This is a genomic window from Paenibacillus sp. YSY-4.3, assembly GCF_054767475.1.
The window spans coordinates 65,526-84,237 of sequence record NZ_BAABMC010000009.1 but is presented as its reverse complement, the minus strand read 5'-3'; the positions used below and the strand labels follow the sequence as shown (position 1 = coordinate 84,237).

Below are 18,712 nucleotides of genomic sequence, written 5' to 3'. Positions count from 1 at the left end.
CTCACTTATGATGTACCTAAATCATTCAAGAAATCCGGGAGCAGCTGCGCGCACCCTCAGAATTCATTGGAAACCTCTCCGGTTATCCAATGAATTCTGAGGGTGCGTTTTTTTTGCAAAATTAGATATTCTGAAAATATTGAATGATTTTGAGCAATTGTCTCCTGTAGCTCTATGGGACTCTCCATCTATACTAAAAGTACAGAAAAGGAGAGTGAACACATGGAACGAACAACACCTTTAGCTAACGGGAAATCTGAGCGTAAACGACCATTTCTCAAACGTTGGGACTCTCCCATTGCAGGTTATTTGTTTATTTCCCCGTGGCTGATCGGGTTTTTGGCGTTGACGGCCTACCCGATGCTGTTGTCCCTATATTATTCCTTCACCAACTATACTTTAATGAAACCGATCGAATGGGTCGGTATGGAAAACTACAACCGCATCTTTACGGCAGACGAGAAATTCGTCCAATCGGTCAAAATCACGTTTTATTACGTGCTGGCTTCGGTGCCGCTGAAGCTCATTGCCGCGCTGCTTGTGGCCATGCTGCTGAATAAGGCGGTACGCGGGATTTCGGTTTACCGAACGGCCATTTACTTTCCGTCCTTGATCGGGGGAAGTATCGCAGTTTCCCTGCTGTGGAAAAACATCTTTGGTGTGGACGGCTTCTTCAACAAAGTCCTCGGCATTTTCGGCATTCCAGGTACAGGCTGGGTAACGAATCCGGATACGGCGCTCTGGTCGCTGATTGTATTGTCCGTATGGCAGTTCGGCTCTTCGATGGTTATTTTCCTCGCCGGTCTGAAGCAGATTCCGACGGATCTTTACGAAGCTTCCTCGGTGGACGGAGCGGGCAAGGTCAGACAATTTTTCAATATTACGCTGCCGATGCTGTCGCCAACCTTGTACTTTAACCTGATTATGGGGGTCATTAACTCCTTCCAGGTGTTTACGCCAGCGTACGTTATTACGGCCGGAGGCCCAATGAACTCCACTTATGTGTATGCGCTTTACTTGTATGAGCGGGCGTTCAGCCGTTATCAGCTCGGATATTCCTCCTCCTTGGCATGGATTATGCTGCTGATGATTGTTGCTGCCGCTGTAGCTATTAACGTGACATCGAAATACTGGGTGTTCTACGAATCCGACAGCCAAGGAGGGAAAAAGAGAAAATGACCCAAACAAAATGGAAAAGCTTAATTCGTCACGGGATGCTCATCATATTCAGCTTGTTTATGGTCTATCCGGTCATTTGGTGGATCGGCGCTTCTTTGAAAAGCAACCAGGAGCTGAGCTCCCCGTCGCTATTCCCGACTGTACCCCAGTGGTCCAACTACGTTAAAGGCTGGCATTCGGTTCCCGGCTTTACGTTTACCGATTTCTATATTAATACTTTCTATTTGATTATCGCGGTTATTATCGTGACGGTCATTTCCAGTACGCTGGTTGCTTTTGGCTTCGCCAGACTGGACTTTCCGCTGAAGGGCTTCTGGTTCTCGCTGCTCATGCTCACGCTGATGCTGCCGGGACAGGTGCTTATTATTCCGCAGTATGCCATGTTCCACCAATTCGGCTGGGTCAATACGTATTTGCCATTTATCGTCCCCCACGCTTTAGCCGGGGGAGCGGGAGGAACCTTCTTCGTATTCCTGCTGATCCAATTCATTCGCGGCATTCCGCGGGAACTGGATGAATCGGCCAAAATCGACGGCTGCAACTGGTTCGGAATCTATTGGAGAATCATCATGCCGCTGATGAAGCCGTCGATCGTTACCGTCATCATCTTCTGCTTCCTCTGGAACTGGGATGACTTCCTCGGTCACCTGCTGTACATTAACTCTGTAGATAAATACACGGTAGGCCTGGCTCTGCGGATGATTAACGACTCTCAGGGCGGCGCAGAATGGGGACAATTGCTAGCTATGTCGCTTGTGTCCATCTTGCCGGCAACGCTGCTGTTCAGCTCCGCTCAGAAATACTTCGTCGAGGGCGTTGCTACGACTGGAATTAAAGGCTAGTCAGTAGGGAACATAATAGTTTACAATGAAAAAACATTGAGGCTTATACAGCCTCAATGTTTTTTAGGATCTATGAACGCATATGGCAAAGGGGACGTCCTTATGACTAATCCATTTAAAAGATACCGAATCGATCTCCTGTTCATCCTTTGCTTCGCCGGCCTGATCACGCTCGTGCTGGCCAGCACAGTATGGATCAGTTATGCCATCTCCTCTCGCGAGCTGGCCGACAATACATCCTATTACCAGAAACGGCTGCTGGAGGAGCTGAATAATGAAATTACGGGCAGGCTTACATCGATTGAGCAAGTCTCTCTGACCACTTCCAGGGATAGCGATTTGCTTACATTCCTGTCTGGTAAGGACGACATGTTCGACCGCTACCGCAGATCGATGGGCATTAAGCAGGCCTTGGCCCATCTGACCTATTCGATTCCGCAAATCCAGGCGATCGATTTATACCTGGAGCAGCCGCAATGGGGCGACAGCCAGAGCTATATCCAGTTTCACCAATTAGAAGCGGCCGCGGAGCAGCCTTGGTATGCGGCTCTGGAGAAGAACGATTTCTCTTGGTCGGAGGAACACCAGATTTCGACTTTTAAGGGAGAGGCGTCCGTGCTGAGCTTTTCACGGAAAATATATTACAATACGCGGTTTATGGGCATTCTTGTCGTCCATGTGAAGGCTGATTGGATCCGGGGCATGCTCGAGGGATATTCCCAGGATTCGAACCGCATCTTATTGGATAGGAACGGCAGGGAACTGCTTAGCGTCGGGGTGTCTATGAAGGAAGCCGGACTGCTGGAGTCCGACTCACGGTTTACAGGTGAATCCGGCGTGTTTCGTCTTCATACGCAGCCACATAGCGTCGAGAATCTTATCGTTTATTCCAAAGTAGCAGATTCCGACTGGATGATCGTTGAGATTACCCCATGGAAGCAAATTACGGCGGGGAGCGTGAAGCTGGCCGGGGCGATCATCTCGATCGGCATCGCCGCATTGCTGCTGGCCTTCCTGCTGACGCTCTGGCTGAGCCGGCAGTTCATGAAGCCGATCGCCCAACTCGTCAAGGCGATGAAGACTTATGTCGTCGGGGGGACTCAGCCGGAGCTGATGAGCGATTATACGAATGAGTTCGGCGTTCTGTTTGCGGGCTACCGCCGGCTGAATGAACGGATCGAGGCGCTCTATTTATCGCTTGCCGAGCGCTATGAGCAGCAGCGCAAGGCCGAAATTGAAGCGCTGCAGGCGAATATTAACCCGCATTTTCTCTATAATACGCTGGATCAGTTGAATTGGATGGCGATCGCGGAAGGCCAGGACAAGATGAGCCGTATCCTGGAACTGATGGGCCGGATGTTCCGCATAGGTTTGTCCCACGGTGAAAGCTTCATTACGATCGGCGAGGAGCTTACGCACGTCGGTTGTTATTTGGAAATCCAGCAGCTAAGATGGGAGGACGGCTTGGAATACGAGGTGCAAGTATCCCAAGAAGTACAGAAACTATTTATTCCCAAGATGACGCTCCAGCCCTTCGTGGAAAATTCGATCATCCACGGATTCAATTCCAGACAAAACGGCAGCATCGTCATCAAAGTTACAGAGGAGAGTGAACGCATCCGCATCATTATCGAGGACGATGGAATCGGACTTTCCTATAATCAAGATAAGGGGAATAATCGTCGCAAGGGCGGATATGGCATACGGAACGTAAGGGAAAGGTTCTCGGCGTATTTCGGTGAGTCCTTCGATATCACACTTGCGGACGGCGAGCATGGAGGGACAGTCGTGTCGATTGTGTTCCCGCGGTTGGAGGAGGCACCGGGCAAACGTGAAGATAATCGGACGATTTTATAATAAATTGTGCATCTCTCTTATATTCCACTTTATATGAAATTGGTAGTATAAATAGTGACTACAATATATTTATCTTTAGGGGGTAAGTCAACATGATGAAATGGAAGCGATTGCAGATTGTTGCAGCATTGCTGGTATGCTCCATGCTGCTGGCAGCTTGCGGCGGCAAAGGAGATAACACAGGGGCGACGGCTGGCAATACTCCGGCTGCATCCAATTCAGCTTCAGAGAAAGTAAAATTGCGGATTATGTGGTGGGGATCCCAACCGCGTCACGAAGCTACGCTGAAGGCGCTGGAATTGTACACTGAGAAGAATCCGAACGTGACTTTCGAGCCTGAATACTCGGGAATGGACGGGTATCTAGATAAACTGGCTACTCAGGCGGCAGCTCATAACGAGCCGGATATTATCCAAATGGATCCGGGCTGGATTTCCGACTGGACGTCCCGCAATCAATTGGAAGCGCTTGATGGCAAAGTCAATCTGACTGACTTGACGCCAAGCCTTCTGCCGATCGGCCAAAAAGACGGCCAGCAATACGGCGTACCGCTCGGCTCGGTAGCATTCGGCATGATTTACGACAAAGCTGCTTTGGAAAAAATGGGTGTAACTGCGCCACAATACGGCTGGTCGTGGGATGATTTCTTCGCCCTAGCAGAAGAAGTGAAGCCTAAATTGGCTAAAGGTCAATATTTCACGCTCGATTATGCCGGCAACTACTTCATGTTCAGCGCATATCACTACGCTAAAGGCAAAGGCACGCTGATCACTGAAGACGGCAAATTCAACATCGATGAAGCGACATTCCTAGAGTGGACGAAGAAGTTCGAACAACTGCGCAACGAAGGCCTGATCCCTCCAGCAGATTTGAACGCATCTGACAAAGAAATGGATCCGACAGCTGACCTGCTGGTCAACGGCAAAGTATTGTTCCGTTATTCTTTCTCCAACAACTACACGACTTGGGACAGCATGAAAGAAGGAGCATTCGATCTCATATCGATGCCACGTGCCGAGCAAGCGGGCGGCTGGCTGAAGCCATCCATGTTCCTCAGCTTGTCTCCGAACTCGAAGCATAAGGAAGAAGCAGCGAAATTCATCGACTGGTTCATCAACGATCCAGAAGCAGGAGCTGTCCTTGGAACGGCTCGCGGCGTACCTGCCAATGCGAAGATCGCAGAAAGCCTAATTCCGAACCTGCCTGAGGGCGAAAAAGTAGGTATGCAGCTGATCGACGCAACGACTCCGGACGGGCAAACCTTCACGACTGGGCCTGAAGGTTGGGTAAACTTTATTGATAAAGACTTCCCGCTTGTGCGCGACGAGCTGAGCTTCGGCAGAACGACACCAGAGAAAGCCTACGAGTCCTTGAAAAAGGCTGCGCAAGAATACGAGTAATCTTAATTTTAAATGGTTGTTCAAAAAGTAAGTCTTTCGGCAATGACTTTTTGAACAACCTCTAAAAAAACGTCATGCCTGAGGGGCTTAACAGCTTATCGGGCATGACGTATTATCATAATTAATGAACATCATGCTCGAACATCATGTTGCAAGAGGAGGGGGCCCTACAGATGTGGAAGATTGGAATCATCGACGATGACCGCGGAGTGCTTCAGGGAATCCGGAGAGCGATACCCTGGGACGAGCTCAATGCGGAATGGGCGGGAGAGGCGATGAATGGGGAAGAAGGGCTGGACATGATTCGGTCGGCTTCGCCGGATATTGTCATTACTGACTTATATATGCCCGTGATGAACGGACTCGACATGATCGAGCAGTTGCGGCAAAGCGGATATGCGGGCAAAGTCATCATTCTCAGCGGATATTCCGATTTTGAATATGCACGCCAGGCATTGCGTTTGAATGTCAGCGACTATTTGTCCAAGCCGGTCAGTGTTCCTACCTTGAAATCCGTGTTGGGCCAGGCCATCGACGATCTCGAAAAACAGGAAGAGAAGCGCATGGCGCAGGATGAGTTGCTTCAGAAGCTGCGCCTATACGAGCCATTCGTCGAGAAAGAATGGGTCAAGTCGGCTGCGGCAGGCAGCCTGCAGAACTCCCGCCTGGATACGGAGATTCCAACGCCATATCACTATTGGTCCGAATGCGATCATACCGTTCTCGGCATTGAATTGGTCCGCGATCAGCGGGCAACTAAGCTGAGTTTACCGGATTGGAGCCTCCTTCGTTTTGCAATCAGCAACATTATATGCGAGTTAACCCAGGAGGCTTTTGCCTCCTTCGAATATACCGATTTGCATACCAACCGCTCCGTCGTCATCGTCCACAGCGACCGCACGGAGTCGGCTGAGCGGCTGCGCCAGCGGCTGGAGCAGCTTGGCGTCCGCCTGATCGATTGTGTCCAAAGTTATTTGAAGCTGAAGCTCCGCATTGGAATCGGCGAGCGCAAGAGCAGCATCAGGGAGATCGGCAACTCGACGGAAGAAGCCTTCCGCGTCATCGATCTGAATCCCCAGCCGGCGGTTCCCGGTTATGATCTGTACGTCTATGCGCAGGAACTGCACAGCGAAGGTGCAGGAACGCCGATCAGGCCTGTGAAGCTATATTTGGAACTGGCCGGATCCATCCGGACATCGCAGGAGAACCAGGCGCGTAAAATTATTATGGACTATATGACGCGTTTAGAGAAAGAAGAAGGCATCACGAAGTCATATGTCGGCATGCTGGCAGGCGAACTGTGGGGAATTATCGCCTTTGCTTTTTATGAGATGGGCACGGTGCTGGACGATATTTTCTCGAATGATTCCATCACTCGGGAAATCGCCGATTTAAAGCGCCCTTCCGAGCTGGCCGAATGGCTTGGCGCCAAGATTGGCATCGTGTTCAGCAGCCGCGAGTGGGGCGGCAACGGCAAGCACCGGCAGGCCGTCGATTTCATGATGGAATATATCCATGAGCACTATGCTGAGGATATTACGCTGGCCGGGCTGGCAGACAAAGTGTATATTTCCCGCAACTACCTGTCGATGATCTTCAAGAACATTACGGGCGAGACGTTTAACAATTATTTGACGAGAGTGCGCATCGAGAAGGCCCGGGAGCTGTTAATGGAGAAGAAGGCATTAGTTTACGAAGTGGCCGAAATGGTTGGATACAAAAACGTTCCGTATTTCAGCACCGTGTTCAAGAAGATCACGGGGATGAACCCGACGGAAATCGTGAAATGAAGAAGAGGTGGCAAAATGAACAGCAATTATGATTTGGCATGGCTGCGCTATGATGGAGCGACAGCGGAACGCTCGGCAGCGATTAAGCCGTTCGAAGGGTACTTGAGCAATATCGTGGCAGCGGGAGAAGGGGCTTCAGAGGTGTTCCGCACAGCGATTCAAGAGTTGACGGAGGGCATCGCTAAGCTGACAGGCAAGCAGCCGGCGGTAGAGTCGAGTAAAACTGCAGACCGCTTTCTGACCGTAGGAACGATTGGCGGCTCAGACAATCCTTTCCTCAATAATTCGTTGGAAGCAGCGGAAGCGGCTCGCCTAGGGGAAGAAGGATATATCATCCGCAAGGTAGTCCGCGAAGGTAAGGAATTTATCGTTATTGCCGGCGGAACGGACAAAGGGCTGCTCTACGGCGTCTTTCATTTCCTGCGCCTGCTGCAGACGACAGGCCAATCCCCCGAAGGGCTGGACTTGGTTGAATCGCCGAAGTACCAACTGCGGATGGTCAACCAGTGGGATAATATGGACGGAAGCATCGAGCGCGGGTATGCGGGCTTATCGATTTTTTATCAGGACAGCAAAATCGTCTCCGATTTGACTCGCGTACGGGAGTATGCCAGATTGCTGGCCTCCGTTGGCATTAACGGTATCGCCATCAATAACGTGAACGTGCACGAGGTAGAAACGAAGCTGATCACGCCGGAACTGCTGCCTGACGTTGCACGGGTAGCATCTGCGTTCCGTGAATACGGCATTCGCCTCTATCTCAGCGTGAACTTTGCCGCACCGATCGAGCTTGGCGATCTGTCTACGGCTGACCCGCTGGAGCCAACGGTACAGGAATGGTGGAAGCAACGGGCGGCGGAGGTTTATCGCCATATTGCCGATTTTGGCGGATTCCTGGTCAAAGCGGATTCAGAGAACCGTCCGGGGCCGTTCACTTATGGACGGGATCATGCGGATGGAGCGAACATGTTGGCCGAGGCGCTGGAGCCTTATGGCGGACTCGTGCTGTGGAGATGCTTCGTCTATGATTGCCACCAGGACTGGCGGGATCGCAAAACCGACCGGGCCCGTGCGGCATACGATCACTTCAAGCCGCTGGACGGCAGATTTAAGGACAATGTCATCCTGCAAATCAAGAACGGCCCGATGGACTTCCAGGTCAAAGAGCCGGTATCGCCGTTGTTCGGAGCCATGAAGCAGACAAACCAGATGCTGGAGTTTCAAATTACCCAGGAATATACGGGGCAGCAAAGGCATGTATGCTATTTGATCCCGCAATGGAAAGAAGTGCTGGAGTTCGACACCCTCTGCCAAGGAGAAGGCAGCAAGGTGAAGGACATCGTCGCTGGACAGGTTCATCCGTATAAACACAGCGGGATAACGGCAGTTTCCAGCATTGGCAACGATTTTAACTGGACGGGTCACTATCTTGCCCAATCCAACTTGTACGGGTACGGCCGTCTGCTCTGGAATCCGGAGCTGAGCGCGGAAGAGATCGCCGAGGAATGGACGAGCATGACCTTTGGCGTGAACCAGGATGTGGCGGGTACGATCTTGGACATTCTGATGGAATCATGGCCGACTTATGAGAGCTATACTTCCCCGCTGGGCGTGGGCTGGATGGTCGTGCCGCATTATCACTACGGGCCTGACGTGGACGGCTACGAATACTCCAAATGGGGAACGTACCATTTCGCGGACCGGGACGGCATCGGCGTGGATCGAACACTGGCTACGGGTACGGGATATTCCCATCAGTACGTTGGCACTAATGCGGCCTTGTATGACAGCCTGGAGTCTTGCCCGGATGAGCTGTTGCTATTCTTCCATCATGTTCCTTATACTCATGTTTTGAAATCCGGCAAGACGGTCATTCAGCATATTTACGACACCCACTTTGCAGGGGTGGAGCAAGTTGAGCAGTGGATCGCACGCTGGGATGCATTGGAGCCTAAGCTTGATCAGCAGCGCTTCGCTCATGTTAAAGGGCGCCTGTTGGAGCAGCTCGAGAGCGCCAAGCACTGGCGGGATGTCATCAATACCTACTTCTACCGCAAATCGGGCATCAAGGACCAGCAAAATAGAGTGATTTACTAGAGAATGCGGCTATAGATTAAAAAATAACCCTGGGCTTCAGCTTGGCTGAGCCCAGGGTTATTTACATTGTCAGTCCGCTTCGATGTAGCCTTTGCGACCGGCGGCGTATCCGAAGAGGATCGTCAGCAGGGACAGCGAGGTAATTGTCGCCAGCGGCACCGTCCAGTTGCCGCTCCTGTCGTGGATAAAGCCGAACAGGGTCGGGCCGACGGCGGCCAGCAAGTAGCCGAGGGACTGCGCCATGCCGGACAGCTCGGCCGCCTGATCTGCGGTTCGTGATCGCAGGGCGAAGAACAGGATGACAAGGCTGAAGGTGGTGCCACAGCCGAGTCCGATCGCCATAATAAACAGCGGGGCCAAAGCTGGGGAACCGACCCATACTCCCCCGAAGCCGAGCAGGAACAGCGCGGAAGAGCCGGCAGCTAGTCCTTTCTGGCTTTGCGATCTTGAAGCGATGAGCGGCATAAGAAATGAGCCGGCCATACTGGCGATTTGCATCAGGGAGAGCATCCATCCGGCTGTCCCGGGAGCCATTCCCTGCTCATGGAGAATTTCCGGCAGCCATGAAATGCCTACGTAGAACATAATCGACTGGAAGCCCATAAAGATCGTCACCTGCCAGGCAATGGGCGACCTCCAGACGATTCCCGTTTTGCGGTACGAGCTGGCGCCTTGCGATTTGCTGTTATTGCTGCGGCGCAGCTGAGGAACCCATGCCACTGCGGTTATAGCAGACAGGATGACCCAATAGACAAGAGCGCCTCTCCAACCAGCGCCCCGAGAAAGCGGAATGCTGATTCCCGAGGCGATGGCCGCCCAGCCATTCATGGATGAAGTGTACAGGCTGGTCATGAGGCCGATGCGATGGGGAAAATCGCGTTTGATCAAGCCGGGCAGCAGTACGTTGCAGACCGCAATCCCGCTGCCGATCAGAGCGGTGCCGAGAAACAATGCCGGAATATTAGGCATGGAGCGCAGCAGGATTCCCGCAGTCATGATGATCATGCAGAAGAACATCGTTCGTTCCATACCGAACCGCCAGCCCAGCTTGGGAGCGGCAAGGGCAAAAATAGAAAAGGCGATAAGCGGCAGTGTGGTTAGCATTCCTGCTGCGGTATGGCTCAGTCCCGTACCGCTCTGGATCTCGCTGATCAGCGAGCCGACGCCGGTTAGAGGCGAACGGAGCGTCGCTGCCGTAAGCAGGATGGCTGCAATTAGCAGGGCCGCTGCACCAATCCGCCGTCCGGCCGGGCGGTTGCCGGATTTGGGGGTTGCGCCGGAATTGTAATTGGAGTTCGGGCCGGAGGAAGAGCATGCGTCAGCTTCAATTGCTGATAATACAGGTGCGTCGTTTTTTGTTTTTGTCATAGCTGTAGTACTCCTCCTGATCAATGATGCCGTACTTATTAAAATTGGCTTAACTTTAACATATGAAAACTTTTACAAGCAATAGTCAAGTTAGGGAAAAAGCTTAATATATATCCTCGAGTTCGCGTTAATATCTTTGCATTTAAAAGCGTGGTCCCTTTACGCCATCCTCCAGCAGGATCTTTGGAGCCGTTCCCTCAGGACCCGGCGTTGAGGGTACAGGAGTGTTTCCCATGTTTTCAGGTGCAATGGCGATGACGGTAGGTTGAGGCGGATAGGTGTCGCGGGATAGCTTGACTTTGCTAACGGGCTTGCCGGATATTTTCTTGATCCGATAGGATTCGACGATATAGCCGGGCTTGCCCTCGATGATCGTTTCTTGAGTTCCGGGAGCAAGGGAGGAATTGGCGACGTATTTCGTGGGGACGGAAATTGTCTCGGTAGTGAAGGATTCGACATCATAAGTGATGTCGCCGGGCGCATCGCCGAACAGCTTAACGGTTAGCTGGTCATCTGTAACCTTGGAATAAATGAGGAGATGGCGGCCGGTTGTATTTTTGAAGCGAAAATTGATGTAGCCCCTCGCAAACGTAGCATCCAGACCTTTTGATACGTAGCTGACAGGCAGCGTATGATTGCGCCTTTCCACGACATCCAATCCGGCCAGAATAACGGCGTTGTACAGGGTACTGGACACTTGGCAGATGCCTCCTCCAACGCCCGGGACGAGTTTGCCGCCAAAAATGACCGGAGCCTCCCGGAAGCCGTACTTGTCCTCTGCAGCTTTAATGACCTGCTCGTAATTAAAGATTTCCCCCGGGGCCAATACCATCCCGTCGATCGTGCGCGCCGCTGCCTCGATATTATGCCGCCGGCCTTCTCCGCTTCCTTGCAGACCGGTCGCGTATTGTGTGATCTTTCGCTCGATGCCCTGCCGCTGCAGGATCACTAGGGTCACCTTGGGCTGTAGGGTGTAGAGCGGTACTTCAAGAACCGGCTGCTTCTGTTCTGCCTGGCGAGTTCCCCTATATGGCTCTTGTTGCGAAACCTTGGGGCTGCGCTGCCGAATGATGGCTCCGAATGTGATCCAGTCGATTCGGTAGACAGAATGTCCAGGCAGATAGGTGATTGTGTCGTCTTGGGAAACGAGGCGCACAGCATCGGCCGGGCTGCCGAAACGAGACTGCTCCCACTGCGGCGTAAACAGTCTGCGTAACTTTTTTTCGTCCAAATTCATATGCAGCTCCCAGGGCTTGGGGAAATACCATCTGGCCTTCGCCCGTTCCCATGGGGAACCTTCAAACAATCGGTCAAGCGCGTCGTAGAAATGGGAGGCGTCATATTGCACGCCAAGCTCTTTCCATGTCGAATCGACTTTGGTTTGCTGCACTGTAACGACAACCTTCTCCAGCTCCATCTTCTGGATCATTTCCTCTACCAGGGCCACGGCTTTATCCCGTTTCAAATTGCCGATGTCCATTCCATTTATCGTGACGCCGGGCGGCACGGTATCCCGGATGGCATATACAAATATAGCTCCAAAGAAAACAGACCAAAGAAGCATCACGCAAGAAAACAAAATAGTTACAAGGTGTAATTTCTTCATGCGTATCTCCTTTCCAATTCGAGAAAATGGCAGCGTACAAACATATATATGATGAAATTCTGGAAACTTTCGGTGGTTCAGGGTACTCAAGAGGTAACATATTTGTTACAATAAAAAACGGGCTGATGAAATAACTCAGCTTTTAAAGGAATTGGCTGGAAAGTGTCGAAATGAAATACGAACAGCATACAGACTAAGGAATCAAGGTTTAGGACGTGATGAATTGATAGAAATGCAGGATGTTTATAAGACCTATCCGAATGGAACTCACGCCCTTCGCGGCGTCTCGGTTCAGATAGACCGCAACGAATTCGTATATGTCGTCGGTCCCTCCGGTGCGGGGAAATCGACTTTCATGAAGCTCATATATCGCGAGGAAGTACCCACGAAAGGACAAATTTCCGTCAACGGCTTCAATATCGGCAGGCTGAAACAGCGAAAGATCCCTTATGTCCGCCGCAATATCGGCGTGATTTTTCAGGACTTCCGGCTGCTGCCCAAACTGTCCGCTTATGAGAACGTAGCTTTTGCGTTAGAAGTCATCGAAGCGCCTAAGAAAGTCATCAAGAAACGCGTGATGGAAGTGCTTGACCTCGTCGGGCTCAAGAACAAGGCGAACCGCGATCCGTCGCAATTGTCGGGGGGAGAGCAGCAGCGTGTGGCCATCGCCAGGGCGATCGTAAACAATCCATCCGTGATCATCGCGGACGAGCCTACTGGAAATCTCGACCCGGAAACTTCCTGGGGGATCATGCAGCTGCTGGATGAGATTAATTTCAGGGGAACGACGATTGTGATGGCGACCCATAATAAAGAGATTGTTAACAGCATGCGCAAGCGCGTTATCGCGATTGAGGACGGGCAAATTGTTCGGGACGAACAGAGAGGGGAATATGGTTATGAGTTTTAATACCCTCCTTCGTCATTTTCGGGAAGGCTCGAAGAATGTTTTCCGCAACGGATGGATGTCGGTGGCTTCCGTTACGTCCATCGTTGTGTCGTTATTCATTTTAGGCGTGTTCATTTTGCTGGTACTTAACGTCAATGCGTTCGCGGATGACGCGGACAGCATGGTGCAGATCAAGACATACCTTAATTCCAACGTTGACGACAGCATGCGGGAGAAGCTGCATAACGATATCGCAGCGATGGAGGAAGTAAGCAAGGTGACCTTCATATCCAAGGCGGAGGGGCTTAAGGATTTCCGCGAACAGCTCGGGGAAGAGGGCAAAGATCTGCTCGAGGGATATGACGAAAATACGAATCCGATTCCGGATACGCTGCAGGTAGAGGTCATTGAACCGACGACGGTTCCGTTTGTCGCTTCAAAGATCGAGCAGCTCAACACGAAATATCCGGATGAACCGATATATAAAGTAAGATACGGGCAAGGAACGACGGAGAAGCTGTTCAAGATTACCCGTGCCGTTCGCAATATCGGCTTTGCTTTTGTTGCAGGCCTCGGCCTGATGGCTATGTTCCTGATTTCCAATACGATTCGCGTAACGATATTGGCCCGTCGCCGGGAAATCGGCATTATGAAACTGGTGGGTGCGACGAATATGTTCATTCGTTGGCCGTTTTTCGTGGAAGGCGCGCTGATCGGGCTGATTGGTTCAGTAATTACGGTTGGCGTTCTGTTCTTCGGATACAATCAGCTGGCAATTTCCGTTAAAGAGGACATAACATTGGCTTTCCATCTCGTTTCGCTGGATGAGGTCGGATTCCAGATCGGGGTACTGTTGATCGGCCTGGGTCTGCTCATCGGAATATGGGGAAGCACAGTTTCCATACGTAGATTTCTTAAAGTGTAATTGAATCGCTAGAAAAGCAGCCTTAATGAAAAATTGGACGACTACATCCGGGAATGGCAAGGGATCAGTGCTTTTCTTAAGCCAGAAATGATGAATACAAGAACAAAATGAAGAAGGATGGGGAAGCGAAGTTGAAAAAGTGGATTTCCGTTGTAGTCGTTGTCGCTTTAGCCATTATAATCTTTCAGCCTGACAATGGTTATGCTAAGAGCAAAACAATAAGCCAGATCGATAAAGAGCTGAAGCAGCTTCAGGAGCAGGCCAAGCAGGCGAAGCAGCAGCAGGAGAAGGCCGCCCAGCAGAAGCAGGAAGCTCAGCATTATGTCAACAAGAACACGAATTACCTTAAAGAAGTTCTTCAACAGATGGATGTCGTAAGCGCGGAGCTAGCCAATATCTCCATGCAGATTCATGATACAGAGGAGAACCTCAGAGAGACGGCGGTCAAACTGAGCGAGACGGAGACGCGAATCGAGGAGCGTTCCGGATTGCTGGACTCCCGCGTGCGCTTGATGTATACCGACGGGGCGGTATCGTACCTTGATGTGCTGCTGTCGTCGACCAGCTTCACGGATTTTCTTGAGCGTGCCGACTCGCTGCAGGCGATAGCGAACCAGGACCAGCTCTTGCTCAAGGAGCATAAGCAGGACAAGCTGCTGATCGAAGAGCAAAAGGCTCAGCTTGAGCAGAATTATGCGAAAGTAAAGCAGTTGTATGCAGATGCTGAAGTTCGCAGAAGCGAGCTGCAGCAGAAGGAAGTCGAAAAGCAGCAGCTGATTGCGAAGTATCATGCCGAGATCGAGGAATCGGATGACATCAGCGAAGAGCAGGAGCAGCTTCTCGTTGAGCTGGCCACGAAGCGCGCGGCACTGGAGAAGGAGAAGAACAAGCTCAAGGCTGCGCAAGTTTATACTTATAAGAAGAGCTCCTCTTCCAGCTCTAGCGGATTTAAAGGAAATGGCGGCTCGATGGCGCTGCCGGTTAGCGGGGCGCGTATGTCTTCCAACTATGGCACCCGGGTTCACCCGATCACGGGACAGGTGAAGAAGCATACGGGAGTAGACCTTGCGGCTCCGCAAGGAACGGAAATCCGGGCGGCCGAAGGCGGTGTGGTCATCGTTGCCGAGTGGTGGAGCGGCTATGGCAACACGGTGATCATCGACCACGGCGATAACGTCTGGACGCTGTATGGACATATCCGCAACGGCGGCATTAAGGTAGAGAAGGGCGATAAGGTCAAGCGAGGACAGAAGATTGCCGAAGTGGGCAGCACGGGCAACTCGACAGGCCCGCATCTGCATTTCGAAGTGCGAATCAACGGCAGTCCGGTGGATCCATCCCCTTATTTGTAGCATAATCGTTGGACATTTTTATACAGCACTTATAGAATAGAATTATGCGTTTATGAAACGGATACCGTCCATACAGGACGAATATCCGTTTTTCCTTCTTTAATCGTTGTATATATTCCGTACAAGCTAAACATATACTATGATGGTTATAACAGGTGGGCTTCGGGTCGGCCGGATTAAACAGAGGCGGTGAATTTTATTCATGTTCAAAGGACGCACAGTTACTTTACTCGTATTGGTTGCAATGGTGGTTAGTAGTTTGCTCACCGTGACTTTGACGGGCCAATGGAGCTTAGCTGGCTCGGGGCAGCTGTCCAGTGGATTGTTTGCGGATATCGGCGGACAGCCGAAGAGCGATATTAAGAAGATCGAGACGGCGCTTGACCTGGTATCTAAGAACTATGTGGAAAAAGTGGATCGTAGCAAGCTCGTGGACGGCGCTATCAATGGAATGATGAATGCGCTGGAAGATCCCTTCTCGTCATATATGGCCGGGGCAACGGCCCAGCAATTTTCCGAACAAATCGAAGGGTCCTTTACGGGAATCGGCGCCGAGGTGTCGATGGAGAACGGCAATGTTGTAGTCGTATCGCCGATCAAGGGCTCTCCGGCGGAGAAGGCCGGCATCAAGCCGAAGGACATTTTATTGTCCGTGAACGGCGAATCATTCGAAGGGCTTACCTTGAATGAGGCCGTAGCTAAAATCCGCGGCCCTAAAGGAACGGAAGCCAAAATCAAAGTGAAGCGTTCAGGAGCGGCAGAAGCTCTGGAATTCAAGATCGTCCGTGCCGATATCGCTCTCGAAACGGTGCATGCCCGGATGGAGCAGGACCATGTCGGCATTATCGAAATTACGGAATTCTCGATGAACACGGCGAACCGCTTCAAGAAAGAACTTGAGGCATTGGAGCAGCAAGGAATGAAAGGCCTGGTCATCGACGTGCGGAATAATCCGGGTGGCGTGCTGCCGATCGTTATTGAAATGTCGGAGCTATTTGTGCCGAAAGGCAAAGGAATCGTTCAGGTAGAAAATAAGAACGGACGCCGTGACGCTACATTGTCGGAAGGCTCCGGCAAATCTTATCCGATCGTTGTAGTGACGAATAAAGGCAGCGCCAGCGCTTCAGAGATTCTGGCAGGTGCGTTGCAGGAATCGGCGGGAGCGAAGCTGGTCGGGGAACCGACATATGGCAAAGGCACCGTACAGTCGAGCTACTCCCAGGAGATGGGCGACGGAAGCATGCTCAAGATTACGATCGCCAAGTGGCTGACGCCAAACGGGGAGTGGATTCATAAGAAAGGAATCCAGCCGGATATCAACGTCTCCCAACCGGATTATTTCTCGGTAGCTCCAATCAACAAGGAGAAGACGTTCAAATTCGACATGCTCGGCGAAGATGTGAAGAGCGCGCAAATTATGCTCAAAGGCCTCGGGTATGATCCAGGGCGGGTAGATGGCTATTTTGACAAAAATACGGAGCATGCGCTGAAGAAATTCCAGAACGACCAAGGGATCAGCACGGGCGGCGAACTGGATGCCAAGACGGCTGAGAAGCTCGAGGGCAAATTGATTGAACTGATCCGCGATCCGAAGAATGATGCACAATTGAACCGCGCGCTGGAGGAAATCCGGAAGGAAATGACCCAAGCGGCGTCGAAACCATAAGAGGGCTGATTTCAGCCTTCTTTTTTCTTAAGATGGATGTTTGCTTGCGTAACCTGCATTCTAATAACTGGATTTGTTGTATTTAAAAGCTGCGCTTTAACGTTCAACGTATAATTAGCTGGATTTTCTGTACTTAAAATGAGTCTTCTAGGAGAGTAAAGTTAAAAACAATACTTTAACTACTCAAAATACAGCTATTTTATCAAGTCGGCGCAAAAAGATAAAATAGACACAAGTAATCCAGCTACATGTTAGTCATGAATATTGGCGCCGAATGTACTTTTGTAAAACGGATGGGAGCGTGAATACCTTTTGGATACCGTGCTTGAAGTTCTGTGGATGCTGGCTGAAGCGGCAGGGCAGCTTCTCCTGCAGCCGTTCTATTATATTGCGATTATTCTATTGATGCTTATTTATAGACGCCAGGTGCTGCTAGAGCGCAAGCTGTTTCATGTCAGGCTGCACAGCTGGGGCGTCCAGACCTGGCGGACGGTTCTGGGAGGACTCTTGGCAGGAATCTTCGTTTCACTCGTCTCGCTGTTTACCGGGATGACTTTAACGGTAGAGGGCATTATCTGCGTCTGGGTCGTCACGCTGCTGCTGCTGTTGTTCCGAGTTCGTTATTTATGTCTGGCGTATGCTGTGGGGCTGCTTGGGGTAGTCCAGTTCATTGTAAATTTGATACCGGGCTTGCAAGGCGAGGGGTGGACTGCTGAGGTATTGCGCGTGATCCGGGAGCTTAATATCCCTGCACTCTTATGTTTGGTAGCCGTGCTGCATGTGGCGGAGGCTTTTCTGGTCCGCTGGCAGGGGGCATCCTTTGCGGGGCCATTATTCTTTGAGGGCAAGCGCGGCAAGCTGGTTGGCGGCTATCAATTGCAAAGCTTATGGCCGGTTCCGTTGTTCTTGATGATACCAGCGCATACGACGGGAGCCATGCTGCCATGGACTCCGTTGTTCGGCGGGGACGCCTGGCAGGAAGGCTTTCAATGGATTGCGTTTCCGATCATGATTGGGTTTTCGGAAATAACCACGGGGCTGCTCCCGCGGGCTAAAGCCAAGGTGTCTTCCGGCCGATTGCTTGGTTACGGGATTATAATGCTGGCGTTAGCGCTGCTCAGCGCCTGGTGGAGCCCGCTAACGATTGTCGCTGCGCTGGCAGGCATTGCTTTACACGAAGGGTTGGTCTGGCTCAGCCGTTTTGAGGAGCAAAAGCATAGTCCGCTGTTCGTTAATCCTATCGACGGACTCAGGGTGCTTGCGGTGCTGCCAGGAAGCCCGGCCGAGGAGCTTGGCATCCAGGCTGGCGAGACGATTATCAAGGTCAACGGCACTCCGGTTGCTACGAAGGAGGAGCTTCACGCCGGGCTGCGGATGAACCCTGCCTTCTGCAAGCTGGAGGTGCGCAACCTCGCAGGCGAGAGCAAGTATCTGCAGCGTGCGATCTACGCGGGCGAGCATCATCAGCTCGGCGCCATTCTAGCGCCGGACGATCAAGCCCCGGTTGCGGTGCGGATGCGGCCGATCTCGCTCTTTCATCTGCTCCGCCCGCGCCGCGAAGGAGAGCAGGTCAATAGCGGCGCGCGCCGCTCAGCCGGAAGGCATAAGGGCAAGCTGGCGGACAAGCCGCAGCCGTCCACGCAGCAGGAGCTGGGGGCCGAGACGGAAGGCTAGCATTAGAGTGTATGGCGGGAGTATTGGACTTGCAGTAGGTTCGCAGATTTTCAGGGCGGTAGAGGGC

13 protein-coding genes are annotated in these 18,712 nt (G+C 51.7%); 11 read left to right on the top strand and 2 right to left on the bottom strand.

Annotated features, from left to right (window positions below; all coding sequences use genetic code 11):
- The first annotated feature begins 222 nt into the window (after positions 1-222).
- The 6 genes from ACYUJT_RS21965 (at position 223) to ACYUJT_RS21940 (ending at position 9,165) form a co-directional block, all read left to right on the top strand.
- Positions 223-1,179, top strand: a complete 957-nt coding sequence (locus ACYUJT_RS21965; protein ID WP_460326344.1) for a carbohydrate ABC transporter permease — start codon at positions 223-225, stop codon at positions 1,177-1,179.
- Positions 1,176-2,021: a carbohydrate ABC transporter permease gene (locus ACYUJT_RS21960; protein ID WP_460326342.1), complete on the top strand. Its 846-nt coding sequence runs from the start codon at positions 1,176-1,178 to the stop codon at positions 2,019-2,021. Before ACYUJT_RS21965 ends, ACYUJT_RS21960 begins: the two co-directional genes overlap by 4 nt.
- A gap of 102 nt (positions 2,022-2,123) precedes the next feature.
- On the top strand, positions 2,124-3,878 hold the full coding sequence (locus ACYUJT_RS21955; protein WP_460326340.1) for a cache domain-containing sensor histidine kinase: 1,755 nt from the start codon (positions 2,124-2,126) through the stop codon (positions 3,876-3,878).
- A 92-nt stretch (positions 3,879-3,970) separates the two neighbouring features.
- Entirely contained in the window at positions 3,971-5,278 is a 1,308-nt protein-coding gene (locus ACYUJT_RS21950; RefSeq protein WP_460326338.1) for an ABC transporter substrate-binding protein, read from the top strand.
- 173 nt (positions 5,279-5,451) lie between these two features.
- Complete coding sequence (locus ACYUJT_RS21945; RefSeq protein ID WP_460326336.1) at positions 5,452-7,068, top strand: response regulator transcription factor; 1,617 nt, start codon at positions 5,452-5,454, stop codon at positions 7,066-7,068.
- 15 nt (positions 7,069-7,083) lie between these two features.
- The gene (locus ACYUJT_RS21940) at positions 7,084-9,165 is read left to right on the top strand and encodes an alpha-glucuronidase family glycosyl hydrolase (protein WP_460326333.1); all 2,082 of its coding nucleotides are present in this window, start codon (positions 7,084-7,086) and stop codon (positions 9,163-9,165) included.
- 69 nt (positions 9,166-9,234) lie between these two features.
- Here the strand turns inward: ACYUJT_RS21940 and ACYUJT_RS21935 are convergent, their stop codons facing one another.
- Together ACYUJT_RS21935 and ACYUJT_RS21930 are read right to left on the bottom strand one after the other, a co-directional pair.
- Positions 9,235-10,533, bottom strand: coding sequence for a CynX/NimT family MFS transporter (locus ACYUJT_RS21935; RefSeq protein WP_460326331.1), 1,299 nt, complete (start codon positions 10,531-10,533; stop codon positions 9,235-9,237).
- Between the two features lie 142 nt (positions 10,534-10,675).
- On the bottom strand, positions 10,676-12,097 hold the full coding sequence (locus ACYUJT_RS21930; RefSeq protein ID WP_460326329.1) for a VanW family protein: 1,422 nt from the start codon (positions 12,095-12,097) through the stop codon (positions 10,676-10,678).
- Positions 12,098-12,362: 265 nt separating this feature from the next.
- On the opposite strand from ACYUJT_RS21930, the gene ftsE reads away from it, so the two are divergent.
- From ftsE to ACYUJT_RS21905, 5 genes are all read left to right on the top strand, one after another.
- The gene (gene ftsE, locus ACYUJT_RS21925; RefSeq protein ID WP_460326327.1) at positions 12,363-13,049 is read left to right on the top strand and encodes a cell division ATP-binding protein FtsE; all 687 of its coding nucleotides are present in this window, start codon (positions 12,363-12,365) and stop codon (positions 13,047-13,049) included.
- Entirely contained in the window at positions 13,039-13,953 is a 915-nt protein-coding gene (ftsX, locus tag ACYUJT_RS21920) for a permease-like cell division protein FtsX (RefSeq protein WP_460326325.1), read from the top strand. The genes ftsE and ftsX overlap by 11 nt, the downstream gene beginning before the upstream one ends.
- Positions 13,954-14,084: 131 nt before the next feature.
- A complete protein-coding gene (locus ACYUJT_RS21915; RefSeq protein ID WP_460326535.1) occupies positions 14,085-15,305 on the top strand; it encodes a murein hydrolase activator EnvC family protein in 1,221 nt (406 codons plus the stop codon).
- Positions 15,306-15,507: 202 nt separating this feature from the next.
- Positions 15,508-16,971, top strand: a complete 1,464-nt coding sequence (locus tag ACYUJT_RS21910) for a S41 family peptidase (RefSeq protein ID WP_460326323.1) — start codon at positions 15,508-15,510, stop codon at positions 16,969-16,971.
- A 312-nt stretch (positions 16,972-17,283) separates the two neighbouring features.
- On the top strand, positions 17,284-18,645 hold the full coding sequence (locus ACYUJT_RS21905) for a PDZ domain-containing protein (protein WP_460326321.1): 1,362 nt from the start codon (positions 17,284-17,286) through the stop codon (positions 18,643-18,645).
- Positions 18,646-18,712 lie beyond the last annotated feature (67 nt).